Consider the following 24672-nt stretch of genomic DNA (forward strand, 5'->3'; position numbering starts at 1 on the left):
TGCGCCAGTTCCGGCGTCGTCCTCGAGCTATTGGCGGATGACGGTCTTGTACGGTTCGAGCTTGCTCGAGGCGCTCCTCCTCGCGGGCGGGAGGGCGCGCAGGCGCGGCGAGCGCCTAGCGCGCGAACTCCCGTAAGAGCGCGTCTTCCACTTCCCGAAGCGAAAGGGCCCCGCCTCCCTCGGCGGGACGGGCGACCACGATACAGCGCGCTCCCACGTCGCGCGCGGAGGCGATCTTCTCGGCCGTGCCGCCTACGGTTCCCGAGTCCTTGGTCACAAGCCACTGGGCGCCCACCTGCCGAAGCATCGCCTCGTTGAGCTCGCGAGTGAAGGGCCCCTGCATGCCGATGACGTGCGACGGCGAAAACCCCGCGTCGATGCACTTCGTTATAGCACCGGGCAGCGGGAGCACACGCACGAAGAAGCGCTCCGCGAAATCGGCGACGCGCGTGTAGGGAGCAAGCGCCTTGCTCCCCGTCGTGAGAAGCGCGCGACCCGGGTTCTCGGAGAGAAAGCGCGCCGCGCAGGCGATCGACGCGACCGAGACGACGCCTTTGGGCAGCGCCTCGACCGGGCGCGTAAGGCGCAGGCATCGTGCACCCACGGCGAGCGAAGCGGCCCGGATGTTGCCGCTTGCGAGCGTAGCGAAGGGGTGCGTGGCGTCGACGACGATGCGCGCGCCGGAAAGCTCGCGCTCCATGTCGGCCTCGTCGAGCCTGCCCGCATGCACCTCGATGCCCGGAAGCTCGCCCAAAAGCTCACCTCCGTACTCGGTTGCCGCGTAGGCACGGGCGGGGATGCCCGCCCCGCTCGCCCATTCGCACAGAAGGCGGCCCTCGGTGGTGCCGGCGAAGATGCGCAGCGCCGGCGCGGATGCGGGCGCCGTCACTTCGGGCCGCCTGGGCGCGTGATCTCGTAGAGCAGCGCGTTCATAATGGCGGCCGCCACGGTCGAGCCGCCCTTGCGACCCCTCGCGACGATGGCCGGCACGCGTCGCGCGAGTAGCTCCTCTTTCGCCTCGACCACGTTCACAAACCCAACCGGCACCCCAACGACGAGCGCGGGCGCGATCTTCCCCGCGTCCATGAGCTCGGCGAGGCGCAGAAGTGCTGTGGGAGCGTTGCCGACGGCCACGATGAGCGGACCCTCGATGCCGCAAGCTTTGTCCATGCTCGCAACGGCGCGAGTCGTGCCCGCGGCGCGCGCCGTTGCGGCGACATCCGGGTCGGCCATGTAGCACACGGCCTGGCAGCCGATCTTCGCGAGCGCGGGCTTGCTTATGCCTGCGAGCGCCATGTTCGTGTCGGTGAGCACCGTGGCCCCTGCGCGCAGTGCGTCGAGCGCACAGTGCGCGGCGTCATGGGTGAACACGAGGGAATCGGCGTACGAGAAGTCGGCAGTGGTGTGGATGACGCGCTTCACGACGGGCTCTTCGAGCGGCGGGAACGTGCGGCCGCCAAGCTCTTCGGTGATGATCTCGAAGCTGCGCCGCTCGATGTCGCCGGGCGCCATCTCCTTGGAATCCATCTAGTACTCCACTCCTTCCCTTGCACATATCCCCTGAGAGTAGGGGTGTTTCTCGCACCGCATCTCGGTTATGTAGTCGGCCTTCTCCACGATCTTGCGGGAAGGCGCGCGCCCGGTGAGCGCTACTTCGACGCCGCGCGCGGACATATCGAGCGCGCGGTCCACGAGCGCCTCGTCGACAAGCCCCTTCGAAAGCGCGTCGAGCGCCTCGTCGAGCACGAGCAGCCCCTCCTGCGCGCCCTCGAGCTCGGCGAGCGCGGAAGCGAGGTTCCCATCGTGCAGCTCGCGCGTCGCGGCAAGTTCTTCCGACGTCATCGACCAGGCAAACTTGTCCGACGCCTTCCCCGCGAACACGGGCACGCCGAAATGCTCGGCGAGTAGGCGCACCTCCCCGCTTTCGCCGTCTTTCAGGAACTGCACGACGACGACGCGGCGGCCTGCGGCGAGCATGCGAAGGGCGAGGCCCATCGCCGCCGTGGTCTTGCCTTTGCCGTCGCCATGATACACATGGATCATACGCCCTCCTCGATAATGCGGTAGACATACTCCATGTCGAGCGCCCCGCGCACGGAGTCGGCCAGGCGGTCGAACTCGCACGCACGGTGATCGGCCGCGGACACCGCGCCCTCAGCACCCACGACGCTCTCGGGCAGGCCGCGCATGCGCGCGAGCGAGCGTGCGAGGGCGAGCGCCACTCCCGGTTCGTCGAACAGGCCGTGGAGATAGGTTCCGAACACGTTTCCGCAGGCCGCTCCTTCTGGTTTGCCGCCAATCGTGCCCGCAGGGGCGCAGGAGACGGTCGTTTCGCCGTCGTGAATCTCGTACCCGCGCGCCGTCATGCCGTTCCACACCGAGAACGCGCCTTGGGCGCCCGTGATGCGCAGCTCCGACTGGGCGAGGCGCTTTTCCTCCTTGAACACCGTACTTGCAGGGATGAGCCCGAGCCCGCGCGCGGTGCCAGCGCCTTCCCTGCCGTGCGGGTCGGAAAGCTCGTCTCCCAAAAGCTGGTAGCCTCCGCATATGCCGAGCACCGGCGTGCCCGCGCCCGAAAGCGCGCGTACACAGGCTCCGATGCCGCTAGCCGCAAGCCAGCGCGCGTCGTCGAGCGTGGTCTTCGAGCCGGGGAGCACCACCAGGTCGGGCCGGCCCAGATCGGTCGTCGAGGAAACGTAGCGCACGCCCACGCCGGGCACGCGCGAAAGCGGGTCGAAGTCGGTGAAGTTCGACAGATGCGGAAGGCGCACGACGGCGACGTCGATGACCCCGCGCGCCTCGCGGGCAGACAGGCGCGGCGCGAGCGAGTCCTCGTCGTCCAGGTCGAGCGTAAGATACGGCACGACTCCCACGACGGGAACCCCGCACATCTTCTCGAGCGGGGCCAAACCCGGGCGCAGGATTTCCACATCGCCGCGGAACTTGTTCACCACAAGCCCCCGCAAAAGCGCGCGGTCCTCGGGCGCAAGGAGCGCGACCGTGCCGTAGAGCTGGGCAAACACCCCGCCTGGGTCGATGTCGCCCGCGAGCAGCACGGGGGAGGACACGGTGCGCGCAAGCCCCATGTTGACGATGTCGTTTTCAGCAAGGTTGATTTCGACGGGGCTGCCGGCGCCCTCGATGACGATAAGGTCGTTTTCCTCCGCGAGCGAATCGAACGCCTCCAAAATCTGCGGCATGAGCGCCTTCTTTCGCGCGAAGTAGTCCCTCGCAGCGAAGGCTCCCTGCGCCTTGCCGGCCACGATGAGCTGGCTTCGGTGGTCGCTTTCGGGCTTGAGCAGGATGGGGTTCATGCGCACGTCGGGCGCGATGCCGCACGCCTCGGCCTGCATAATCTGGGCGCGCCCCATCTCGAGCCCGTCGGCCGTGACACCGCTGTTGAGCGCCATGTTCTGGCTCTTGAAGGGAGCCACGCGCAGGCCGTCCTGCGAAAGCACGCGGCACAGCCCCGCCGCAAGCAGGCTCTTCCCCGCGTTCGACATGGTGCCCTGGATCATGATGGGCTTCGCCCTACCCACGGGTATCGACCTCCTTCGCCGGGCCTCGGCCATCCGCGCCCGCCATAGCGCCGCTGCAAGAAGCGCCGCCCCGTTCGACGGGTTCGCCTTCGCCCGATGCGCCTTCCGCCCGAAGCGCGCGGCTGAACGCCATCGCAAGCCGGGCATTCTCCTTGCGCGTGCGCACCGCGACGCGGCACCAGAAACGGGACAGTACCGAAAACGAGTCGCACGTGCGAACCAAAACCCCCTGTTTATACAGGCGCTCGGGGATGTCTTTCGCCGGCGTGCGGACTAAAAGGAAGTTCGCATCCGACGGCACGACGGAAAGCCCGAGCGAGGAGAGCTCGTGGGAAAGCCACGCTCGCTCGCCCGCCAATACATCGCGCGTGCGCGAGACGTATTCGACGTCTTCCAGGGCGGCGATGCCCGCGGCCTCGGCGACCGAGGAGACGGGCCACGCCTGCCCCGCCCGGCGAATCCCCTCGATGAGTTGGGTGTTTCCGCTGATCAGATATCCCAACCGCAACCCCGCCATTCCGTAGAGCTTGGTGAACGCGGAGAGCACGGCCACATGGCGCGAACACGCGGCGCGTGCGGCCACGCTCCTTTCGCGGGCGTCGGGCGCAAATCCGAGGAAGCACTCGTCCACGACGAGCAGCGCGCCCACCTGCTCGCAGCGGCATGCCGCGGCATCGATCACGCGGGGGTCGACGAGGCGCCCCGTCGGGTTGTTCGGATTGCAGAGGTACGCCACGTCTCCCGGTCCCTCGATCGCGCGGGCGAAGGAGACGGGCACGTCGAAGTCGTCCGCTTCGGAGAGCGGGAACTCCTGCACGCATGCGCCGTAGTACGATGCCGCCTCCGCATATTCAGAGAACGTCGGCGCGCACACGACGATGCGTTTCGGGCGCACCGCCGCAGCGAGCCGCCAGATGATGTCGGACGCGCCCGCGCCGCAGACGATAGTATCTTCGGGAATGCCCTGGGCGCGCGCTAGGGCGCGAACGAGGGCGAGGCTTTCCCTATCGGGATAGGCGTCGATTCGAGAAAGCGCCTTGCAAGCTGCGGCGAGGGCGCGCGGCGAGGGGCCTGCCGGATTCACGTTCACCGAGAAGTCAATGAGGTCGGAGGCGCCCCCTTCGCAACCGATGCCGAGCGATTGCGCGCTGCCCCCATGCGTACGGGCGCGCAGGATTCCCCCGGCAGCCCGGAGCGCGGCGTGGTCTTTCCTCATGCCATCGCCCCCACGGCGAGCACGACCGCCGCGCGCGCGGCGCCGAAGACGACGAGCGCGCATACGGACGCGGCGAGCATGAGCCTTGTCGCCCGGGCGATGTCGCCCCACTCGATTTCGCGGGACGCGTCGCCTATCGTCGGTTTCTCAACGAGCTTGCCGAAATACACCGCGGGTCCTGCCAAGCGCAGCCCGAGCGCGCCCGCGCACGCTGACTCGGTCTGCGCCGCGTTCGGGCTCGCATGGCGACGCCTGTCGCGGCGCCAGATGCGCGCCGCCCCGCGCGCGTCGAGCCCGAGGATCGGGCACACGGCGATCATGAGCAGGGCCGATAAGCGCGAGGGAATCCAGTTCACCGCATCGTCGAGGCGCGCCGAGGCGCAGCCGAAGTCGATGTAGCGCTCGTTTTTGTAGCCCACCATGCTGTCGAGCGTGTTCACCGCCTTGTACGCCATGCCCAAGGGCGCACCCCCGATCATAAGGTAGAAAAGCGGCGCGATGACACCGTCGCTCGCGTTCTCCGCCACCGTTTCCACGGCGGCGCGCGCGACGCCCTGCTCGTCGAGAACAGACGTGTCGCGTCCCACGATGAGCCCGACGGCTTCGCGCGCCGCGACAAGGCCGCCCTTCGAGAACGCGCGGGCCACGGCCAGGCTCTGGCGGCGCAGCTCGCATGTCGCGAGAATCTGATAGCTCGCCCATGCCTCGACCACGAAGCGCAAGCCGGAGTGAACCATGCCACAAAGATGTAGGATACCCCAGGTCAAAAGCCCACACGCAAGCGGAAGTGCCACGGCGAGCACAAGCCCTGCGGCACGCGTGCCCGCGGACGTTTGCGGGAATGCGTGCCGCAGGCGGCCTTCGGCCCACGTGATCGCGCGCCCCATGGCGACGACGGGATGGGGAAGCCAGCGCGGGTCGCCGAAGGCAAGGTCGGCCGCGAACCCGGCGGCGACGGCAAGAATTGTCATCACCGGGCATCGCCCCCCGAAGCGGGGCGAACGTCGCGAAGGCAGCGCCCATCCCAGGTGGCGGCCCATGCGCCGCCCGGCTCGGTATGCACGTCGAAATATCCCATTTTCGGGACAGCTAGCTCGGAGAGCAGCGCTTTCACGGTACCCGCGTGAACGACGAAGACGGCGCGCCCACTCCCCTGGGCGCGCTCCGATTCGCACGCCTCCCGAAACGCCGCGATGACGCGGCGGGTGAAATCGCTCTTGCCCTCGCCATGCGGGCAGCACGTCTCGCACCAGGAGTCTACCCAGGCGCGGTAGCGCGCATCCTCTTTAAGCTCGGCGGCGCTTCGCCCCTCGAAGTCGCCGAAATCCATCTCGCGCAGACCGGGGCACGCCATTAGCTCCGCGTTCGGGAAGAGGATGCGCGCCGTCTGGTCGGTGCGGGCCATGCCGCTCGTGATAGCACGGAATACGTCACGATCGCACGCGAGGTCGCGCAAAGCGCGCTCGCCCGCGCTCGACAGGGGCTCGTCGGTGCCCGCCCCGCTGTAGCGATGATCTTCCGTGCCCGCCGTGGCACCATGGCGCACGAAAACGACTTCCAAAGGCGCGCCCACGCCCTGCGTCCCTCGAGGCGCATCGTCAAGGTTTCCTTTGATGACCTGGGGTATCCCGCACGTCATGCGCACGACGACGTCGGCGCGCGCAGCGAGCGCGCATCCCAGGCGCCCCGCGCGCTCGCGCCATTGGGCGTCTTCCGCGCGCATGGGGACGACCCCCGAGCCGACCAAGGGCAGAATCACAGCGTCGAAGCCAATCAGCCGCTCGAGCGCCCGGTCAGCGTCGAGCGCGCGTACGAGTTCCTCAGCACGGTACGCGACACGGCCGGCAAAAGCCGCTGGCACGCCGCCCTCCGCAAGCTGCGCCGCGTCGACGAAATCGTCCGCCGCGAACCCGAGCTTTTCGCGCACGAAGGTCCTCTTCCCCGAATGCGCGCCACCTACCACGAGAATCATAGGAGCATGCCCCCCGCCACCAGCATGGCAAGCATCGCGAGCTCGGCCCATTGCAGAAACCATCCGGCCAAATCACCCGTCACCCCGCCGAAGCGGGACAGGGCAACATGGCGGTACCACGCGAGCACCAAAAGCCCCGCCACCGCTATAAGGGCGCCGACGGCCTGAGCGCACGCGACCATCCCTGCAGCCGAAGCAGCAGCGAAAGCGCAAAGCGGCACGACGATCTCCGCGCGCTTCTTCGCAGGCGAGAGCCCCGCGGCCATGCCGTCCGCCCGCGCGGCAGGCCAGCATTCTACGGCGAGCCCCGAAAGCGCGCGGGAGAACACGAGCGAGCACAGAAGCGCGAGGAACGCCCCCGCCGTAAGCGGCAGCGCGGTGAACAGGGAAAACTGCAGAATAAGGTACACAACAACACCGATGACCCCAAAGGCGCCCGCCCGCGGGTCGTGCATGATCTCGAGCTTTCGCTCGCGCGGGGCCCAACTTGCAAGCGCATCGGAGGTGTCGCAGAGCCCGTCTAGGTGGATGCCTCCCGTCACCGCCACAGGCAGCGCCACGAGCACGGCCGCGACGATGGTCGCGGGCACGCCGAGCAGGTTCGCAACGTGTCCCCACGCCGTCATGAGGAAGCCTTCCGCAAGGCCCACCAGGGGAAACGCGGCAAGCGCATGGGTTGACCCGAAATCGGTCCAGGCCGATTTCGGGACGGGGATGCGCGAGAACGTTCCGAACGCCGCGCCGATTGCCTCTGCTATCTTCACCTTGTAGGTCCTTCGCCTTTCATCCACACGGGAATCCCGCATACCACTTCGACTGCGCGGTCGGCCAGCGCCGCCACGCCCGCGTTCACGCGCGCGAGCGCGCGCCTCCATGCCTCGGTCCCCTCATCGTAGCGTATCCCATCGGCGAACACGTCGACGGTGACCACCACCGTATACTCAGCGGCCTGAGCGAGCCGTTCGATGCCTCCGAGCACCTCGCGCGCCGCAACGTCGGGGTCACGTGGGGATAAGCCGCCTTCCGCGAAGAGTTCGTTCGCAACCAGGTTGCCCACGTCCTCCAAAAGAAGCGTGCAGCCGCGCGGAAGCCCGGGCACTGCGGCGCACACGTCACGCGTGCGCTCGAGGGTGGAAAACCCCTTGCCCTCGCGCATCGCCCGATGGCGCGCGATGCGGCGGGCGCCCTCTTCCCCGAAGGGCTCCATCGTTGCCAGGTACACGCGGGGGCCGTCGTGCCCGAGGCACAGGGACTCGGCGTAGGCGCTCTTGCCGCTCGCGGCGGCGCCGATGACGAGCGTCACCGTCATTTCCCGGCCTCGAAATGCTCGTAAGCAGCCATGCCAGTCGCCGTGAACGTCTTCCCATCCCGGTACACGCGCAGCGCCGAATCCAGAAGGGGCAGATACGCCATGGCGCCCGCGCCCTCGCCCAAGTGCATGCCTGCGTCGAGGGGTGCCTTTATTCCGAGCTCGCGAAGGAGCTCCTGGCTTGCGGGTTCGCTTGATGCGTGGGTGCCCACGAGGTAGCCCAAGGCGTTGGGGCACAGGCGCGCCGCGCACAGGGCCGCCGTGCAGGATATGACCCCGTCGAGGAGCGCCGGAGCCTTCGAGGCCGCGGCCCCCAGGTAGAAGCCGCACATCGCCGCGATGTCGAAGCCGCCCACCTTCGAGAGCACGTCGATCGGGTCGGCAGGATCGGGCGAGTTCGCATCGATAGCGCGCTCGACCACGTCGCGCTTGCGCGCGAGCGAGGCGTCCGAGAGCCCCGCGCCGCGCCCGACGAGGCTCCGCGCGTCCGCCCGGATGAGCACTGCGGCCACCGCCGCCGAGGTGGTCGTGTTGCCGATGCCCATCTCGCCCGCGGCGAGAAGGCGCACGCCGGCACGGGCAAGTCCGCACGCGACGGCGATTCCGACCTCGATCGCGCGCACGGCCCCATCGCGAGACATAGCGGAGCCGTGCGCGATGTTGCCGCTCCCCCGCCGCACGTTCGCGCGCACCATGCGCGCGTCTTCTATGCCCCGGGCCATACCCACGTCGACGGGCACGACCTCGGCACCCGCGAACGCCGCCATGCGGCAGGCGCTCGTGGCCCCCTCGCACATGTTGCGTGCGACGGCTCGCGTCACGTCTTGCCCGCTTTGCGACACGCCTTCGGCAACGACCCCGTTGTCGGAGAAGAATACCGCGAGCGCACGGGGAAACTCGGCAACCTCGGCGCTCCCCTGAGCTGCGGCGATACACGCGACGGCGTCTTCAAAGTCGCCCAATCCCCCCAAGGGGTGCGCGATGGAGTCCCACGCGGCGTACGCGGCGGCGCGGGCGCACTCGTCTGCGGGCGCGATCCGGGAGAGCGCGGCTTCGAGCACGGCGCCCGGCGCCGACGAGAACGCGCGCTCGACTTCCTCGCGGATACAGGCAAGCGCGGTTTCGGTTGCTTCAGCCATGCCGTCTCCTCTCTGCGAACGACGCTGCGGCAGACGCGAACGCGCGCGCAACGTCGGGGTTCGCAGGATAGTACACATGCGGGAAGCCCGCAACCAGGGACGGGGTGGTCGTCATGCACGGCCAGCCCTTGTCGCGCCGGGGCTTCTGCGCCCAGAAGTCGCCGCCCGGGCAGGTGGACTGCCAGTAGTGGAACTCGTGCGCGAGGATGCGTGTGCCGCGCGGCCCGTAGAGTCCGTCGCGTTGGGAAGTGAGCTCCACGTACCCGAAATGGGACAGCCTTCCCCCGTTCTCGCTTGCGCCCTCAAGGGCGCCCGCAACAGGCCAGCGCCGCCCCTCGCTATCGACGATTTCGCGCTGCAGGTACAGAAACCCACCGCATTCGGCGACCGTCGGCATGCCGGATTCCACCGCGCGCCGCACCGCCTCGCGCATCGGCGCGTTCTCGGAGAGCTGCCGCGCATGGAGCTCCGGGTAGCCGCCTCCCAGATAGAGGGCGCTTGTCCCCCGGGGCAACTCGCTATCACACAGGGGGCTGAAAAAGGCCAGCTCGCAACCCAGGTCCTCGAGCGCGCGCAGGTTCTCCTCGTAGTAGAACGAGAACGCCTCGTCACGCGCGACGGCGACGATGGGCCGCGCTCCCGCGATCGGCTCCAACCGGTAAGGTTCCTCGCGGATATCGGGTGCCGTCGCCGCTATTTCGAGCAAGCGGTCGACGTCGACGCTCTTTTCCACCAGCTCGGCCATCTTGTCGATGCGCGCGGAGAGCTGCTTGACCTCGTCGGCGGTCACAAGCCCCAGATGCCGGCTTTCGAGCGAGAACGCCTCGTCGGCGGGAATATTACCCAAAACCGCGACGCCCGTGTGCTTCTCGATCGCAGGCGCCGCGTAGGCGCAGGCAGCGGCGCTCGTCTTGTTCAGCACGACGCCGCGCACGTTCGCACAAGGCAGGAACTCGGCGATGCCGCGGATTACGGCGGCGAGCGATAAAGACGCCCCACGCCCGTTCACCACTAAAACGACCGGCGTTTCCGTATCGCGCGCAACCTGGTAGCTGCTCGCGTCGGCCACGCCGGGCGCCATGCCGTCGTAGAAGCCCATGACCCCCTCGAGCACCGCGACATCCGCGCCCGCGGCGCCGCGTGCGAGCAGGGCGCGCAGCGTCGGGGCGTCGGTGAAGAAGCCGTCTAAGTTGCCCGAGCGCGTGCCCACGACGCGGCGATGGAAGAGCGGATCAATGTAGTCGGGGCCGCATTTGAAGGCCGCGCATGCGAGGCCGCGGCGCGCGAGCGCGCGCAGGAGCGCACACGTTACGACCGTCTTGCCGCTCCCACTCGAGGGCGCAGCGACCATGAAGCGCGGGATGGACGTGCTCACCGGGCGCCGCCTTCCCCACCTGCACCACGCGCACTGACGAGGAACACGGGGTTTTGCGCCTTCATAAGATGGTGCGAGCCTACAGCCTCGGCGCGGGCGGCCGACACCTGGCACGCCTCGAACCCCTTAAAGCGCGAACCCGAGAGGAGCGTGCACGCCTCGGTGAGCGTCTCAACGGTGACGCATGGCACGCACAGGCGAACCTGCGAGTTCTTCTCGAGCGCCGCCTCCACGATGGAGGGAAGCTCGCCCGCGCTCCCGCCGACGAACACGGCGTCGGGGACGGGCAGTTTCACGAGCGCATCGGGGGCGACACCGGGGACCGCATGCACGTTGCCGCACCCGAATGCATCCACGTTCTCTCGGATGAGCCGCACGCCGGCCGCGTTGCGCTCCACCGCCCATACCGAGCCCGCTCGCGCGACGAGCGCCGCCTCGATCGACACGCTCCCCGTGCCGGCGCCGACGTCCCACACGGTGTCGGTCGCGGTAAGGCGCAGCTTCGCGAGCGCGACGGCGCGCACCTCCTGCTTGGTCATGGGAACGTCGCCGCGGATGAAGAGCTCGTCGGGAATGCCCGAGGAAGCGTACGGCCAGCGGGAGCTCGCGGCGCCGCCTGCGAAATCGATAAGCATCACGTTCAAGTCGTCGAACGTCTGACCTGTGATTTCACTTGCGGTCGCGCAGGTGATGCGCTCGTCGGGGTACGACAGGCGCTCGGCCACCGTCACGCACGCGTCCCCGAAGCCCGCCTGCACAAGCTCGCCCGAAAGCCGCGAGGGATCTTCCCCGCCCGACGTGACGAGGAAGAGCTCACCTGCGCGCTCGGCCTCGGCCACGATATCGCACGCCACGCCGTGAGCGCTCGCGAAGCGCCAATCCTGCCATGGACGCGCGAGGCGCGCGGCGAGATACGACGCTGAGCTTATGCCGGGAATGACGCGCACGTCCACCTGCGCGTCGCCGGAGAGCGCCTCCACCAGACGGCGCGCGCCGCTGAACAGCCCCACATCGCCCGTCATCACGACCACGGCACGCTGCCACGACGCCGCATCGGTGAGCGCGGCGACGATGTCCGCCGTCTTCACGAGCTCGCATCTCACCACGTGTGGCGGCACGTCGATGCCGACAAGCGCGCGATGAGCGCCGATGACCACGTCGGCGATGTCGATCGCGTCGAGCGCCGCGCGCGAGAGCAAGTCGGGGTTTCCGGGCCCCGCCCCGATGATCGTTACCTTTCGCATGGAATCTCCCGATACCCGCGCGGCGTGACCATACGGCCGCCTACGCGCTTCGTGCCCGCGTTGCCGACGAATACGGTGGTGAACATGTCGGCATCAAGCTCCCCCAGCTCGGAGAGCCTGCACATGCCCGACTGCTGCCCCTCGCGCCCGATGTTGCGTACCCAGCCGCAGAGCGTGTCGGGGGCCTTCCATTCGAGCATAATCTTCGCCGCGCGCGAGAGCCTGTCGGCGCGCTTTCTGCTGCGCGGGTTGTACAAACAGATGCAGAAGTCGGCGCTCGCCACGGCGGCGAGCCTGCGCTCGATGACCTCCCACGGCGTGAGCAGATCGGAAAGCGACACGACCGCGAAGTCGTGGGCAAGCGGGGCGCCGAGCACAGCCGACCCGCTCTGAGCCGCGGTGGCCCCGGCGATAACTTCCACGTCTACATCGGGGTAGTCCTCCGCAAGCTCCAGCACGGGGCTCGCCATGCCGTACACGCCCGCGTCACCGCTGCACACGAGCGCCACGGCTTCTCCACTCTGCGCACGCGAAAGCGCCAGGCGGCACCGTTCGACCTCGTGCATCATCGGCGTCGCGAGATGCGCCGCGTCGGGCACAGCGGCGAGCGCGAGCTCCACGTATTTCGTGTACCCCACAACGATGTCGGCCGCCTCGAGCGCGCGCCGAGCCGCAATCGTCATGCCGTCGAGGCCGCCCGGGCCGATCCCCACCACGAAGAGCTTTCCCATCACCGCTCCTTAAACGAAAGTTCGATAGTTACCTTGGAAAACGCGACGGTAACGCCGCCGTGAGCGAGCTTCGGGAAGGTAAGTTTGCCCCCGTCCGCGAGCGCCGCGCGCTCGCACACGTTGTCGACCCCCACCGTCGCGCGTACAAAATCAGATGGCGAAACACTGCCTTCGACCTGCGACAACTCCTCTGCGGAATACGTCGCAAGCGGGATATTGCGCGAGCGGCAGAAGGCGAGCAGACCCTCCTCGTGCGCCTTCACGTCGATCGTCGCCACCTCGCGCACGGCCGAAGGCGAGATACCCGCCAGCCCGCACGCGAGAAGAAACGCCTCCCCGATCGCTTCGGCGCACGCACCGCGACGGCACCCTATGCCCGCAACGATGCAGGGCACGACAAGGCGAAGCGGCTCGGGCGCAGGCGCCTGCGCCCGCACGCCCGCCGGCTTCCCCGTCTCACCGGCGGGCACGACCTCGCCCGTTGTCTCCGCCGCGCGAACGGACGCACCTGCATTCGCGCCCGCGAACGGCGACACGACGATATCGGCCCGAGCGCGGTCGGACGCAATGTCAACCCCCTCAGGCGGCTGTCCCGAAATCGGCATGTCGGAATAGAGCGCCACGCGCCCGCCCGAAAGCAGCCGCGCCGACACTCGCTTGATGGCCTCGGGATTCGAAACGGCGAGCCCCGCACGGCGCGCCCACGTATCCACCGCCCACACGCCGCGGACGTCGGTCGCCGTGGTGATGACGGGGATGGCCCCTGCCACGCGTGCCACAGTTTGCGAAAGCTCGTTCGCACCGCCCAAATGCCCCGACAAAAGCGGGACGGCAAAGCGCCCCGCATCGTCGATCACCACAACCGCGGAATCGTTTGCCTTCGAGGCGACATGTGGCGCGATCGCCCGCACGGCGATGCCCGCCGCGCCCACGAACAGGAGCGCGTCCGACGCTTCCCACGCGTGCGCCGTCCATGCGCGCAGGTCGGCCTTCCCCTCGCCGAACCCGCGCGAAACGGAAACGTCCCAGCCAGGGTCATCTTCACCTGTCTGCGCGCAATCGGAAAGCGCGTGTGCGGTGCGCTCCGCCAACGCATACCCCCTCTCAGTGAACGCTATGCAGGAAACCCTCATCTAGCGCACCACCATCGTCGAGAAGTAGCTGCCCCGATCGGGCACATCGTCGAGCGAGCGGTACACGCGCTCGCCCGGAAGCCCACAGTCCTCTACTAGCTCGGCACCGTCGAAGGCGCCCTCCTCGCGAAGGATGCGCTTCGTATCCGCAAGCGAGCGGCGCGCCTTCATGACCACCTTCGTCCCCGGCCAGCCGATTGCGCGGTGCACGTCATCGTAGCCGCCGGATACGATGTGCAGAGGCGACGACATCTCGGGCGTGAGGTCGCGCTCGAGCGCCGCGGCGACCGCGCAGAAGCTCGGCACGCCGGGAATAGCGCGCGCCTCGAACCCGCGGGCGCGCACGTCGGGCGCTATGCGCTGGAAGGTGGCGTAGATGCTCGGGTCCCCCAGGTTCAGCAGCGCGACGTCGCGGACCGCATCCAGGTGCGCGACAAGCTCGCGAACAAGCGAGGCATGCTCGGCCGCGCGGCGCTCGGCGTCGCGCGTCATCGAGAATCGCACGGGAATCACCGTCTTGCCTGTAAGGTCGACGGCGCCGCGCACGATCTCGAGCGCGACCATGACCCCGTCCGCCGTCTGCGGTGCGGCGATGACCGGACACGATTCGATTGTGCGGACGGCCTTGATCGTGAGCAGCTCGGGGTCGCCAGGCCCCGTGCCCACCCCGTACAGCACGCCTTTACTCATACGTCGCCCCCAATTTCCCGATAACTGCATCGGCGCCCGACGTGCGGAAAAGCTCGCGGCGCTCGGCGTCGAACACGACCGCGGCGATGTCGCATGCGCCCGCCGCGCGGCGGCGCAACCTGTCCTCGATTGCCGCAGCGAGCGAGGCGCGCGCAGCGTCCCCCACGCCGGCGGCCTCGATTACCTCGAGCGCCGCTGTGGTCGTGACCGACGACATGATCTCACGCACGGTCTTCGCGCCCGCGCCGGCCAAGGCCGCGTGGGCGGCCAGAATCTCCGCGCGGCAGTCAGCGGTACGCGAATGAGTGTCCATGATTCCGCCCGCGACCTTCACCAGCTTACCGATGTGTCCCACAAGAAGGACATTGGTGAATCCCTCGCGAACGCAGCAATCAATCGCATCGCCCACAAAGTTGGAGATGAAGACCACCGGCGCACCGTTTAGGTGGAAATGCCCCGAGATGAACTGCGCGCCGTAGTTGCCGGGCGTGAGCACGACTCCGCGCCGCCCCATAGCCGCATGTTGCCGGATCTCGAGCTCGATGCTGTCGCGCAAGGCAGCGAGGCTGCGCGGCTCGACGATGCCCGTCGTTCCCAGGATGGAGATGCCGTCCTCTATCCCCAGGTGCGGGTTGAAGGTCTTTTCGGCAAGGGCCACACCCTCGGGTACCGAAATCGTCACAGCAATGTTTCCAGAAAAGCCGTGCGCGGCGCACACCTCACGCACCGCCGAAGTAATCATCGCGCGCGGCGTCGCGTTGATGGCGGCCGCCCCCACCGGCTGCTCGAGCCCGGGCAACGTCACGCGCCCCACGCCCACGCCGCCATCGACGGAAACTTCCGATTCGTGCGCGGGCACGTCCTTGCTGCCCGCAGTACCCGTGTCCGACCCCGCATGTTCCACGCGCGCGTACACGAGCACGCCGTCGGTCACATCGGCATCGTCGCCTGCGTCCTTTCGCACGGCGCACTGGGCGCACCCCTCGCCGATGCATGCGTCGACCACGTTCGCCTCGACGGGCAGCCCGCCGGGGGTGACGATCGACACGCGGCCGACGGGCTTTCGTGACAAGAGCATCTCGCAGGCCGCCTTCGCCGCCAGCGCGGCACAGCTCCCCGTGGTGTAGCCACAGCGCAGGCGGGTCGTCCCGGTATATATGTAGTGCTCGAAGGCCACGCTAGCTACTCGCCTTCCGATACCCCGTGGCAAACGAAGGGTCGTAAAGCTTGCTGCGCTCGTACGACCCCGCTTGCGCACCGTTGTGCGCAAGCCCGCCGCGAGCTCCGAGCACGCGGCCCACCACCACGAGCGCCGTGCGGTCGATGCCCTCTCGCGCGCCCGCATCGGCGAGCGTGCCCACTGTGCAGCGCACCACGCGTTCCTCAGGCCAGGTCGCCTTGTACACGAGCGCCGCCGGCTCATCGGAGCTGCGGCCCGCGGCCAAAAGCTCGGCGGAAAGCTCGGCGAGCATACCCGAGCTCAGGAAGATGACCATAGTCGAGCCGCTTTCCGCCATGGTGCGCATGCCCTCGCCCGCGGGCATGGGGGTGCGCCCGGAAAGCCGCGTGATCACGACCGACTGGCTGATTCCCGGCAGCGTGTATTCCTGGCGAAGCGCCGCCGCGGCACCGCAAAAGCTCGAGACGCCGGGCACCACCTCGTAGTCCACGCCGCGCGCGTCGAGCGCGTCCATCTGCTCCTGGATGGCGCCGTACAGGCACGGGTCGCCCGTGTGCAGGCGCACCACTTCCTCGCCCCGTGCATCCGCCGCGCACATCACGTCGAGCACTTCCTCCAAGGTCATGTGCGCACTGTCGTAGACGACGCAGGATTCCTTGCACTCAGCGAGCAGCTCGGGGTTCACAAGGCTCCCCGCCCAAACGACCACGTCGGCCGCGCGCAGAAGGCGCGCCCCGCGCAGCGTGATAAGGTCGGCGGCGCCCGAGCCTGCGCCAACGATATGAATCATCCGAGCCTTCCTTCCCGTTTCTCATCGCAACCGTTTACGCCGCCATTCGCGCAGCGGGCAAAACACGGCGCCTGCGGCGGCAATCGGCGCAAATACGCAGGCAGGAGGCGCAATGCCGCCCGCCCTGGGCTTTGACACGTTCACAAGTGCCCACTATCATAGTAAAAGTTTCGGCAACGAGCATATGACAATCGGATAAAAGGAAATGACCGGCGCGGCGCCCGCACAGCCCGCGCTGGCTTGCGGAGGGAACCAGGTGGGAATCCTGGGCAAGGGACATTACTGTATAGGACGCGCGGGCGAACCGCCTCGCGCCCCAAGCCAGACTGCTTCGCCTTTTCCTCACGGCATCGCCGTGGCGTTAGCTCCTTGTGAACCCCGAGGGGTGCGCTTTTCTTTCGCTTGTGCCGACAAGCAACTGTCGCCGGGGGACCGGCAAACCGAGGAAAGGAAAAACCATGTCCGACCAGATGTCACGCCGCGGCTTCATGAGCGCCGCAGCAACCGGAGCCGTCGCGCTCGCCGGAGTCGCGCTCGCGGGCTGCTCCAACACCTCCGCAAGTTCCGAAAAATCGAGTGAAAAGGAGAAGGCCGTGAAGCCGGTCATCCTCGTCACGAGCTTCGGCACGAGCTACAACGACTCGCGCCACATCACCATCGGCGCCATCGAAGACGCTATCCGCGAGAAGTACTGGCAGGACTACGACATCCGCCGCGCCTTCACCGCGCAGATCATCATCGACAAGCTGAAGAAGCGCGACGGCATCACGATCGACAACATGACCGAGGCGCTCGACCGCTGCGTGGAAGACGGCGTGAAGGAAATCGTCGTGCAGCCGACGCATCTCATGGGTGGCCTGGAATACACCGACGTGAAAGACGAGCTCGACAAGTACGCCGACAAGTTCGACAAAATCTCGCTCGGCGACCCGCTGCTCACCTCCGACGACGACTACAAGAAGGTGGCCGCAGCCATTAAGGAGAACATGGCGTCCTTCGACGACGGCAAGACGGCGCTGTGTCTCATGGGCCACGGCACCGAAGCCGATTCCAACGCCGACTATGCCAAGATGCAGGAAGTGTTTAAGAACGAGGGCTTGACGCAGTTCTTCGTCGGCACCGTCGAGGCTGAGCCGACCTGCGAGGATGTTATCGCCGCCGCGAGCGCCGCAGGCTACAAGAAGGCCGTGCTCGCGCCGTTCATGGTGGTCGCGGGCGACCACGCGAACAACGACATGGCAGACGAGACCGACCCCGACAGCTGGGCAGCGAAGTTCATGGCCGCCGGCTTCGAAGTGACGTGCCTGCTCCAGGGTCTGGGACAGAACGTCGCGGTCGACGACATCTACGTCTCGCACGTGGACGACGCCATCGCCAAGCTGTAAACTCGCCGCGCACGGGGGCGCCGGTCGCGTCCCCGTGCAACGGGCATGCGCCTTCCCCGACTGACGGCGCATGCCCGTTGCATTCGCATCCCGCCCGCCCACCGCACGGCGCGGGCGGTCGAAGCGATTGAAAGGAACCCCTCCATGTTGAAGAAAACCCTCGCCTTCGCCCTGTCGGCGGCGCTTTTCGCGTTCTCGCTCGCCGGCTGCGGCGGAAATTCAATCGACAGCGCAAAGGCAAGCGATGCCGATACCCAGGAAAAGACCGAACAGGCGGCCGATGCGCCCGAGGGCGCAAGCGCTGCCCCCATCACCGCCGACAAGGTGGCCGACGGCACCTATCCGATCACCGTAGATTCCAGCTCGAACATGTTCAGGATTGTGGACGCCCAGCTCATCGTGGAAAACGGCTCCATGCACTGCGTGATGACACTTTCCGGCACGGGCTACGGCAAGCTCTTCATGGGCACGGGCGACGAGGCTGCCGCCGCGACCGAGGCCGACTTCATCCCCTATGTGGAAAATGCGGAAGGCAAGTACACCTACGACGTGCCCGTTGATGCGCTCGACGAGGACACCGCCTGCGCCGCGTGGAGCATTAAAAGGGAGCGGTGGTACGACCGCACGCTCGTATTCGAATCCGCCGGCGTCGATCTGCGCGCCGACGCACTGAAGTAACGCCATGCGGTCGATTCTTCCCAAGGGGGAAAACAGGAAGCGCCGCAGCATCGCGGCGCGCGTAATCGCCTGCGTTCTCGTCGCCCTGCTCGCGCTTCCCTTCGCGGGGTGCAGTGCGAGCCCGAACGCGACCGGTGCCACGGCGGGCTCTCAGGAATACACTGTGAGCGTCTCGCTTTCCGGCGGGTCAGGGCGCGCAAGCATCGCCTCACCCACCACAATTGTGAAGGATGGCGACACCTACACCGCGACCATAACCTGGTCGAGTTCGAACTACGACAAGATGACCGTCGACGGCGTGGACTACGCGCCCGTAAACGACGGCGGCAACTCCACGTTCGAGATACCTGTCACGCTCGACGAGGACATCGCCGTGTCGGCCGAGACCGTCGCCATGTCGACGCCGCACACCATCGACTACACGCTCCACTTCGACTCATCCACCATGAAGGAGAAATCGAGCGACGATGCAAGCGGCGGCTCCCCCGCGGGAACGGCTTCAAGCGCCGCGGCCGACTTCCACAACGCCGATTTGGGCTGCGGCTGGGAGCCGACGGGGGCGCTTCAGCTTGAATACGCCAAGCACTTCACTGTCGACGAGTTCGAAGGCGGCTTGCGGCTTATCTGCGTTTCGAACGGGGAGCGCTTCCTCGTGGTGCCGCAAGATGCGAAGGTGCCTGATGGGCTGAGCTCCGATATCGCGGTCATAAGGCGCCCCGCCAACAAGGTGTACCTCGTATCGTCGGCGACGATGTGCCTGGTCGACGCGCTCGATGCAAACGACAATATCATCATGTCGGGCACGAAGGCCGACGATTGCTCGGTCGCGGGCTTCAAAAGCGCGCTCGAAAGTGAGGCGATCGCCTACGGCGGCAAGTACAGCGCGCCCGACTACGAGCGAATATCGGCCTCGGGTTGCACGCTCGCCATCGAGAACACCATGATCAACCACACGCCCGATGTGAAGGAAAAGCTGCAGAAGCTCGGGCTCGTCGTGCTCACCGAACAGTCGTCGAGCGAGCCCGAAGCACTCGGGCGCGTCGAGTGGATTAAGCTTTTCGGCGTCCTGTTCGACAAGGAAGACGAGGCCGCGCACCTGTTCAACGAGCAGAAGGCCCGCGTCGAGCAAACGTCGGGGCTCGCGTCGTCAGGTAAAACCGTGGCGTATTTCTACATTAACTCGAACGGGGCCGCCGTCACGCGGAGGGCGGGCGACTACGTGGCGCAGATGATCGAGCTTGCAGGCGGCAGCTACGCGCTCGATGACGCGCAGACGGCGTCGACGTCAGGTTCGTCAGTAACGCTCGAAATGGAGCGCTTCTACGCGACGGCGAAGGATGCCGACATCATCGTCTACAACGGCACCATCGACGAATCGGTTGCCACCTTGAACGACTTCGTAGGCAAAAACGCACTATTGTCGCAGTTCAAAGCCGTGAAGAACGGCAACGTCTGGGTCACAAGCGCCGACATGTACCAGCAGATGACTTCTACCGCCGACATTATCGACGAGCTGCACGGGGCGTTCACCGGCGATGACGCGAGCGACTTCCATTATCTGAGGAAGCTCGACTAGCACCATGAGAAGCCGGCTTTCCATGACATACGACGAATCGGGGCGCGCCGCGCGGTGTCGCGTCGTGACGGCGCTACTCGCTGTTGCCCTCATCGTGCTCGTCGGGGCCAACCTGTGCATCGGGAGCGTGCTCGTGCCCGCAGACCACATCCCCGGCATCCTTTCGGGCGGCGCGGCCAATTCCATGGAAAGCCAGGTCATCTGGGAGATTCGCCTACCGCGCGTGCTTTCAGCCGTGCTTCTCGGCGGGGCGCTTTCCCTCTCCGGGTTCCTGCTGCAGACGTTTTTTAACAATCCCATCGCCGACCCGTTCATCTTGGGCGTCTCCTCGGGCGCAAAGTTCGTCGTCGCGCTTACGATGATCGTACTTCTTGGCGCGAACCAGGCCATGTCCTCGCCGGCCATGGTGGCCGCAGCGTTTCTGGGCTCGCTTATCACCATCGGCTTCGTGCTCCTCATCGCACGGCGCATAAGTTCCATGGCCATGCTCATCGTGGCGGGCGTCATGGTGGGATACATCTGCTCGGCGACGACGAACTTCCTTATCGCCTTCGCCGACGACCAGTCCATCGTGAACCTGCACAACTGGTCTTTGGGTAGCTTCTCGGGTTCGAGCTGGGACGACGTCGCGGTCATCGCGGTCGTGGTGATCACCGTGAGCGCATGCGTATTCGCGATATCGAAGCCCCTTTCCGCCTTCCAGCTGGGAGAAGCCTACGCGAAAAGCGTCGGCGTGAACGTCGCACGCTTCCGCGTGGTGCTCGTTCTTCTAGCGAGCATGCTCTCCGCCTGCGTGACCGCGTTCGCCGGTCCGGTGTCGTTCGTAGGCATCGCGGTTCCACATCTCGTGAAGTCGGCGATAAAGTCGTCGAAGCCCATCCGCGTGATTCCTGCGTGCTTCTTGGGAGGCGCCATCTTCTGCGCGGGCTGCGATTTGATCGCGCGCACGCTGTTCTCCCCCGTCGAGCTTTCCATCAGCGCCGTCACCGCCATCTTCGGCGCGCCGGTGGTTATCGCACTCATGTTGAAGAAGCGGGTGAGGTAGATGGGGGAATTCGTGCCGCGGCCCAAAACGCTCGGAGGGGACATTCCATGCTTAGACAGTCCTGAGCTTGCACGAAAGCGCCAGAAGGCACTTTCGGCTCGTGCGGAACTGCGCGCGGAACGCCTCCTCCGAGCGGAGTCGAACCTCGAAGCCCCGGTCGAAACGCAGGCTGACGGAGCGCCGCTTTTCCGCATAAGCGACCTGTCGGCGGGCTACGACAAGAAGGTCGTAGTCGAAGGCATCGATCTGGAGGTTCGCGCGGGCGACGTCGTGGCGCTCATCGGGCCGAACGGCTCGGGCAAGTCGACCATCTTGAAAACCATCACGCGCCATCTGGCACCGCTTGCCGGCGCGGTCGAGCTCGACGGGCGGGAGATTTCCCGATGGAAGACGGCGGAGTTCGCAAGGAACCTTGCCGTTATGCTGACAGATCGCCCCCGGACCGAGCTTCTCACCTGCCGCGATATCGTAGAGGCGGGAAGGCATCCCTACACCGGGCGAATGGGCACACTCTCGCCCGACGACCATAGTCGGGTCGATGAGGCCATGAAAACCGCACATGTGGAAGAGCTCGCCGAGCGCGACTTCATGCAGATAAGCGACGGGCAACGCCAGCGCGTCATGCTCGCACGCGCCATCGCGCAGGATCCGCGTGTGCTCGTGCTCGACGAGCCCACGTCGTATCTCGATATCCGCTACCAGATCGACCTGCTGCGAATACTTCGCCACCTTGCGAAATCGCAGAATGTGGCTGTCATCATGTCCATCCACGAACTCGAGCTCGCGCAGAAAAGCGCCGACAAGGTGATTTGCGTGAAGGACGGCCGGGTCTTCCGCGCCGGCGCACCCGAGGGCATATTCACGCGCGAGACGATTGGCGAGCTCTACGGCCTTCAACATGGCACCTTCAACGAGCGCTTCGGCAGCGTGGAAATTGGGCGCCCACACGGCGATGCGCACACGTTCGTCATCGCTGGCGCAGGTACGGGGTCGGCTGTGTTTCGCCAGCTCATTCGGCAGGGCAAGGCGTTCTACGCGGGCGTTCTGCACGAAGGGGACATCGACTGCGAGCTCGCGCGCGACCTGGCGACGGAATGCGTAGCCGAGCGCGCCTTCGAGCCGATCGGGGATAAAACCATAGCCCGCGCCAAAGAGCTCCTCGTCCACTGCGCGCGTCTTATCGTATGCCCCGCCGCCTTCGGCACCATAAACGCCCGCAACGCAGAGCTCGTCGAGTTCGCACGCTCGCATGGTATCGAGGTCATGCGAGCGTGCGAAGGCGCATCGGAGGATTCCAAAATTGGAGTGGGAAGGATAAACTGGACTTTCTTTTAAGGATCCTCAGGCTACAGCTCCTACGCCGGCAAGGTCTCCAAGGCGCCGGAAAACCTCAGGAACAGGAATTTCCACGCCGACGAGCCCAACTAGGCCTAATCCAAGCGAGATTCCAGACTCGACAGACCATTGAGAGTCAGATCGTTGGCGACCTCAGAGACACGCTCGATAGGAACCGAGCCGTCAGACAGCGCCCACGTGCGATAGATACCGATTATACCCGACAGCAAAAACGCCAGATAGTAGTCGAACATCTCGTCCTTGAGACCTTGGGGCAGCAGATCGCGCTCGGCAATCTCGTGCTCGAGCGGTGCACGAAGACGAGCCATAAAATCATCGAGCGGAATATTCTCGATCAGCTGACGATTGAGCACCAAGTTGTTGCACAGTGCCTCATTAACGGTTTTAAAGAAGGTCGCCGCCGCGCCAAGAGCGCGCTCGTTGGTGTCACCGTCCATAGAAGCAAGCGTTTTCTCGACCGAGTCGACAATCATCTCCACCACATCGACGGCAATGGCATCGAGCAGGCCGTCAACCGTACCAAAGTGAACGTAAAAGGTCTTGCGGTCGACATTGGCCTCGCGCGCGATGGCACTCACCGTAATGTCTGCCAGCGGCTTTTCCATGAGCAGGCGCTCGAAAGCCGAAAGGATGGCATTACGGCTGCGAACGATGCGGCGGTCAAGACGCGGTTTGATGGTTGCCATGGGCGTGTCCCTTCGATATGCGAGCATTCATCAACAGATGAGAGATAATCTACGTTAGAGGATTATCCCCCATACGGCACAAATATGCCCCGCATCATGAAGAACGCACGACTGCCCTACTGAGACTTAGGGCGCTTCTTCTTATTGAGTGCCGACGGAGATACGCGAATACCGTCTCCTGTCTGACGCACATAGGCCTTATGAGCCGGCTTTGCGGTCCCAGAAGCCTTCTGAGCCTGCTTCTTGGGATCAACGGTAACAGCATTCGTGGGGTGCGGCTTAGTGGGCGCAGAGGGCGTCTGAGGCGTGCGGCCGAGCTTGCGCATCACGCGATCCCAGCGCGCATGGATGCTCTCGTTGTGGGCGCTCTTAAGTCCCAGCAGGGGCGCAGCCAAAATGGTAGGCGCAATAAACGTAATGAGACGCCACAGCAGATAGCCGGCGGTCGAAGCCGAACCGAAGAAATGACCCAAGAACAATGCAAAGCCGCCCTCAGCGCCACCAGTTCCACCGGGCAAGGGAACCGCAGAGCTTAACAGCTGGACAAAGGCGCTCGCGGCCATGACCGAGAAAAAGTCGACCTCGTGGTGGCCAAAGGCAAGCATCAGGAAATACGGAACCAGATAGAAAAACGCGAGCTGCAGCATGGTGATAAACACGGTGAGCAGCATGGAAGAAAAATGTCCGGCCGAAAGCTTGAACTTCTCGGAGAAGGAGTAGATCTCGCCATCGACAAACGTGCGCCAACCCTCGATCTTAGTGGCCGAGACACCAATGCGCTCGAGCCAATTGATGATGCAATGGGCGATGCGCGTGACGGTCTTAGGCATGAGCGCGACGGCGAAGATGCCAAGCAAGATGCAGCAGTGTCCACCAAAGCTAAAGACGCACAGCAGCGTCATGTCGCCATAGCGCTCGGCAAAAAACGGCATGCGAGCAAGCAGTAGGATAGCGCCCCAGGCAACGAGGCCAAACTGATACACGATAAAGCGCGTGAACTGCGTGGCTCCGGCCTCGCCGACATTTTGGCCCGCTTTGGTCAGGCGGTAGATCTGAGCAGGAGTCGAGCCCATCATCATAGGGGTGAGGTTGCCAAAGAAGATGCCACTCGCCTCGACCGAGATCAGGTCGCGAATGCCGACGGGTGAATTGGGGTCGAGCCAGACAGCGATCGCATAGGCCACAATGCCAAAGAACAGATACATGAACATGCAGAGACACGCGACAACGAGCCATGACGCCTGGACGCTCGACATAGCGGCCCAGAACTGCCCCATCTGCCCGGTTACCACCAGATAGACGATATAACCCACCAGCACGACGCCGATAAAGATGGCGCCGCGGCGTGCGCTCTTATTGTCATCTCCGCCCGAGGCCTCAACCTCGACCTGGGGCTTAGACGTATGCTGAGAGGACTCCGTCATGAGACTCCTTCTAACAGTCAAAATATCTTGGATATTGTACCCGCAAGGACCATAGACAGAACGCAAAGCTCTGGTTCAAACGGGAATTGCAGACGGTTGTTTGAAAATAAAAAACCCGGCCTTCCATGGGAAGTCCGGGTATCAGATGCGTGGTAGCCCGTACCAGATTCGAACTGGTGATCTCCGCCTTGAGAGGGCGGCGTC

The 24672-nt window shown here is 65.7% G+C and carries 24 protein-coding genes; 5 read left to right on the top strand and 19 right to left on the bottom strand.

Going from position 1 to position 24672, the window contains the following annotated elements; translation table 11 throughout:
• Nucleotides 1-115: 115 nt before the first annotated feature.
• From cobK to cobM, 17 genes are read right to left on the bottom strand one after another with little or no spacing between them, the layout of a single operon-like run.
• Nucleotides 116-889 carry a precorrin-6A reductase gene (cobK, locus tag I2G43_RS07735; protein WP_195535720.1) on the bottom strand — a complete coding sequence of 258 codons (774 nt, stop codon included), beginning with the start codon at nucleotides 887-889 and terminating at the stop codon, nucleotides 116-118.
• A complete protein-coding gene (locus I2G43_RS07740; RefSeq protein ID WP_195535721.1) occupies nucleotides 886-1527 on the bottom strand; it encodes a precorrin-8X methylmutase in 642 nt (213 codons plus the stop codon). Before I2G43_RS07740 ends, cobK begins: the two co-directional genes overlap by 4 nt.
• Entirely contained in the window at nucleotides 1528-2043 is a 516-nt protein-coding gene (locus I2G43_RS07745) for a cob(I)yrinic acid a,c-diamide adenosyltransferase (RefSeq protein WP_195535722.1), read from the bottom strand.
• Nucleotides 2040-3539, bottom strand: a complete 1500-nt coding sequence (locus tag I2G43_RS07750; protein WP_324249522.1) for a cobyric acid synthase — start codon at nucleotides 3537-3539, stop codon at nucleotides 2040-2042. The genes I2G43_RS07745 and I2G43_RS07750 overlap by 4 nt, the downstream gene beginning before the upstream one ends.
• Nucleotides 3532-4755 carry a pyridoxal phosphate-dependent aminotransferase gene (locus I2G43_RS07755; RefSeq protein WP_195535724.1) on the bottom strand — a complete coding sequence of 408 codons (1224 nt, stop codon included), beginning with the start codon at nucleotides 4753-4755 and terminating at the stop codon, nucleotides 3532-3534. Before I2G43_RS07755 ends, I2G43_RS07750 begins: the two co-directional genes overlap by 8 nt.
• Nucleotides 4752-5726 carry an adenosylcobinamide-phosphate synthase CbiB gene (gene cbiB, locus I2G43_RS07760; protein ID WP_195535725.1) on the bottom strand — a complete coding sequence of 325 codons (975 nt, stop codon included), beginning with the start codon at nucleotides 5724-5726 and terminating at the stop codon, nucleotides 4752-4754. The genes I2G43_RS07755 and cbiB overlap by 4 nt, the downstream gene beginning before the upstream one ends.
• A complete protein-coding gene (locus I2G43_RS07765; protein WP_195535726.1) occupies nucleotides 5726-6727 on the bottom strand; it encodes a histidine phosphatase family protein in 1002 nt (333 codons plus the stop codon). Before I2G43_RS07765 ends, cbiB begins: the two co-directional genes overlap by 1 nt.
• The gene (gene cobS / locus I2G43_RS07770) at nucleotides 6724-7602 is read right to left on the bottom strand and encodes an adenosylcobinamide-GDP ribazoletransferase (RefSeq protein ID WP_324249523.1); all 879 of its coding nucleotides are present in this window, start codon (nucleotides 7600-7602) and stop codon (nucleotides 6724-6726) included. Before cobS ends, I2G43_RS07765 begins: the two co-directional genes overlap by 4 nt.
• A complete protein-coding gene (locus I2G43_RS07775; RefSeq protein ID WP_195535728.1) occupies nucleotides 7488-8036 on the bottom strand; it encodes a bifunctional adenosylcobinamide kinase/adenosylcobinamide-phosphate guanylyltransferase in 549 nt (182 codons plus the stop codon). Before I2G43_RS07775 ends, cobS begins: the two co-directional genes overlap by 115 nt.
• Nucleotides 8033-9175 carry a nicotinate-nucleotide--dimethylbenzimidazole phosphoribosyltransferase gene (locus I2G43_RS07780; protein WP_195535729.1) on the bottom strand — a complete coding sequence of 381 codons (1143 nt, stop codon included), beginning with the start codon at nucleotides 9173-9175 and terminating at the stop codon, nucleotides 8033-8035. Before I2G43_RS07780 ends, I2G43_RS07775 begins: the two co-directional genes overlap by 4 nt.
• Nucleotides 9168-10550 carry a cobyrinate a,c-diamide synthase gene (locus I2G43_RS07785; protein ID WP_324249524.1) on the bottom strand — a complete coding sequence of 461 codons (1383 nt, stop codon included), beginning with the start codon at nucleotides 10548-10550 and terminating at the stop codon, nucleotides 9168-9170. The genes I2G43_RS07780 and I2G43_RS07785 overlap by 8 nt, the downstream gene beginning before the upstream one ends.
• The gene (gene cbiE, locus I2G43_RS07790) at nucleotides 10547-11794 is read right to left on the bottom strand and encodes a precorrin-6y C5,15-methyltransferase (decarboxylating) subunit CbiE (RefSeq protein ID WP_195535730.1); all 1248 of its coding nucleotides are present in this window, start codon (nucleotides 11792-11794) and stop codon (nucleotides 10547-10549) included. The genes I2G43_RS07785 and cbiE overlap by 4 nt, the downstream gene beginning before the upstream one ends.
• The gene (gene cobJ, locus I2G43_RS07795; protein ID WP_195535731.1) at nucleotides 11782-12525 is read right to left on the bottom strand and encodes a precorrin-3B C(17)-methyltransferase; all 744 of its coding nucleotides are present in this window, start codon (nucleotides 12523-12525) and stop codon (nucleotides 11782-11784) included. The genes cbiE and cobJ overlap by 13 nt, the downstream gene beginning before the upstream one ends.
• Nucleotides 12525-13616 (bottom strand): cobalt-precorrin 5A hydrolase, encoded by a 1092-nt coding sequence (locus I2G43_RS07800; RefSeq protein ID WP_229071705.1) that lies wholly within the window; start codon nucleotides 13614-13616, stop codon nucleotides 12525-12527. The genes cobJ and I2G43_RS07800 overlap by 1 nt, the downstream gene beginning before the upstream one ends.
• Nucleotides 13617-13658: 42 nt before the next feature.
• Entirely contained in the window at nucleotides 13659-14348 is a 690-nt protein-coding gene (gene cobI, locus I2G43_RS07805; protein WP_195535733.1) for a precorrin-2 C(20)-methyltransferase, read from the bottom strand.
• The gene (gene cbiD, locus I2G43_RS07810; RefSeq protein WP_324249525.1) at nucleotides 14341-15525 is read right to left on the bottom strand and encodes a cobalt-precorrin-5B (C(1))-methyltransferase CbiD; all 1185 of its coding nucleotides are present in this window, start codon (nucleotides 15523-15525) and stop codon (nucleotides 14341-14343) included. Before cbiD ends, cobI begins: the two co-directional genes overlap by 8 nt.
• A 1-nt stretch (nucleotide 15526) precedes the next feature.
• Complete coding sequence (cobM, locus tag I2G43_RS07815; RefSeq protein ID WP_035138223.1) at nucleotides 15527-16318, bottom strand: precorrin-4 C(11)-methyltransferase; 792 nt, start codon at nucleotides 16316-16318, stop codon at nucleotides 15527-15529.
• 458 nt (nucleotides 16319-16776) lie between these two features.
• Between cobM and I2G43_RS07820 the strand changes: the two genes are divergently transcribed.
• The 5 genes from I2G43_RS07820 to I2G43_RS07840 all read left to right on the top strand — a co-directional run bounded on the left by I2G43_RS07820 (nucleotide 16777) and on the right by I2G43_RS07840 (nucleotide 22337).
• Entirely contained in the window at nucleotides 16777-17703 is a 927-nt protein-coding gene (locus I2G43_RS07820) for a sirohydrochlorin cobaltochelatase (protein ID WP_195535734.1), read from the top strand.
• A gap of 144 nt (nucleotides 17704-17847) precedes the next feature.
• The gene (locus I2G43_RS07825) at nucleotides 17848-18381 is read left to right on the top strand and encodes a hypothetical protein (protein ID WP_195535735.1); all 534 of its coding nucleotides are present in this window, start codon (nucleotides 17848-17850) and stop codon (nucleotides 18379-18381) included.
• A 4-nt stretch (nucleotides 18382-18385) separates the two neighbouring features.
• Nucleotides 18386-19957: an ABC transporter substrate-binding protein gene (locus tag I2G43_RS07830; RefSeq protein WP_195535736.1), complete on the top strand. Its 1572-nt coding sequence runs from the start codon at nucleotides 18386-18388 to the stop codon at nucleotides 19955-19957.
• Nucleotides 19958-19979: 22 nt separating this feature from the next.
• Nucleotides 19980-21002, top strand: coding sequence for a FecCD family ABC transporter permease (locus I2G43_RS07835; protein WP_195535737.1), 1023 nt, complete (start codon nucleotides 19980-19982; stop codon nucleotides 21000-21002).
• Nucleotides 21003-22337: an ABC transporter ATP-binding protein gene (locus tag I2G43_RS07840; RefSeq protein WP_195535738.1), complete on the top strand. Its 1335-nt coding sequence runs from the start codon at nucleotides 21003-21005 to the stop codon at nucleotides 22335-22337.
• A 95-nt stretch (nucleotides 22338-22432) separates the two neighbouring features.
• Here the strand turns inward: I2G43_RS07840 and I2G43_RS07845 are convergent, their stop codons facing one another.
• Nucleotides 22433-23044, bottom strand: coding sequence for a TetR/AcrR family transcriptional regulator (locus I2G43_RS07845; protein ID WP_195535739.1), 612 nt, complete (start codon nucleotides 23042-23044; stop codon nucleotides 22433-22435).
• A gap of 116 nt (nucleotides 23045-23160) precedes the next feature.
• The gene (locus I2G43_RS07850) at nucleotides 23161-24468 is read right to left on the bottom strand and encodes a lysylphosphatidylglycerol synthase transmembrane domain-containing protein (protein WP_195535740.1); all 1308 of its coding nucleotides are present in this window, start codon (nucleotides 24466-24468) and stop codon (nucleotides 23161-23163) included.
• Between the last annotated feature and the right edge of the window lie 204 nt (nucleotides 24469-24672).

Origin of the sequence: Collinsella aerofaciens (assembly GCF_015557435.1) — a bacterium.
Taxonomy (GTDB): Bacteria; Actinomycetota; Coriobacteriia; order Coriobacteriales; family Coriobacteriaceae; genus Collinsella; species Collinsella aerofaciens_Z.

Coding starts and splice junctions, on each gene's coding strand:
- I2G43_RS07740 (WP_195535721.1), bottom strand. CDS start 1,527: ATGGATTCCAAGGAGATGGCGCCCGGCGACATCGAGCGGCGCAGCTTC.
- I2G43_RS07745 (WP_195535722.1), bottom strand. CDS start 2,043: ATGATCCATGTGTATCATGGCGACGGCAAAGGCAAGACCACGGCGGCG.
- I2G43_RS07755 (WP_195535724.1), bottom strand. CDS start 4,755: ATGAGGAAAGACCACGCCGCGCTCCGGGCTGCCGGGGGAATCCTGCGC.
- cbiB (WP_195535725.1), bottom strand. CDS start 5,726: ATGACAATTCTTGCCGTCGCCGCCGGGTTCGCGGCCGACCTTGCCTTC.
- I2G43_RS07765 (WP_195535726.1), bottom strand. CDS start 6,727: ATGATTCTCGTGGTAGGTGGCGCGCATTCGGGGAAGAGGACCTTCGTG.
- cobS (WP_324249523.1), bottom strand. CDS start 7,602: ATGGAGGCGCGCGCTCGCGCGCGTGAACGCGGGCGTGGCGGCGCTGGC.
- I2G43_RS07775 (WP_195535728.1), bottom strand. CDS start 8,036: ATGACGGTGACGCTCGTCATCGGCGCCGCCGCGAGCGGCAAGAGCGCC.
- I2G43_RS07780 (WP_195535729.1), bottom strand. CDS start 9,175: ATGGCTGAAGCAACCGAAACCGCGCTTGCCTGTATCCGCGAGGAAGTC.
- cbiE (WP_195535730.1), bottom strand. CDS start 11,794: ATGCGAAAGGTAACGATCATCGGGGCGGGGCCCGGAAACCCCGACTTG.
- cobJ (WP_195535731.1), bottom strand. CDS start 12,525: ATGGGAAAGCTCTTCGTGGTGGGGATCGGCCCGGGCGGCCTCGACGGC.
- cobI (WP_195535733.1), bottom strand. CDS start 14,348: ATGAGTAAAGGCGTGCTGTACGGGGTGGGCACGGGGCCTGGCGACCCC.
- cobM (WP_035138223.1), bottom strand. CDS start 16,318: ATGATTCATATCGTTGGCGCAGGCTCGGGCGCCGCCGACCTTATCACG.
- I2G43_RS07820 (WP_195535734.1), top strand. CDS start 16,777: ATGTCCGACCAGATGTCACGCCGCGGCTTCATGAGCGCCGCAGCAACC.
- I2G43_RS07825 (WP_195535735.1), top strand. CDS start 17,848: ATGTTGAAGAAAACCCTCGCCTTCGCCCTGTCGGCGGCGCTTTTCGCG.
- I2G43_RS07830 (WP_195535736.1), top strand. CDS start 18,386: ATGCGGTCGATTCTTCCCAAGGGGGAAAACAGGAAGCGCCGCAGCATC.
- I2G43_RS07835 (WP_195535737.1), top strand. CDS start 19,980: ATGACATACGACGAATCGGGGCGCGCCGCGCGGTGTCGCGTCGTGACG.
- I2G43_RS07840 (WP_195535738.1), top strand. CDS start 21,003: ATGGGGGAATTCGTGCCGCGGCCCAAAACGCTCGGAGGGGACATTCCA.
- I2G43_RS07845 (WP_195535739.1), bottom strand. CDS start 23,044: ATGGCAACCATCAAACCGCGTCTTGACCGCCGCATCGTTCGCAGCCGT.
- I2G43_RS07850 (WP_195535740.1), bottom strand. CDS start 24,468: ATGACGGAGTCCTCTCAGCATACGTCTAAGCCCCAGGTCGAGGTTGAG.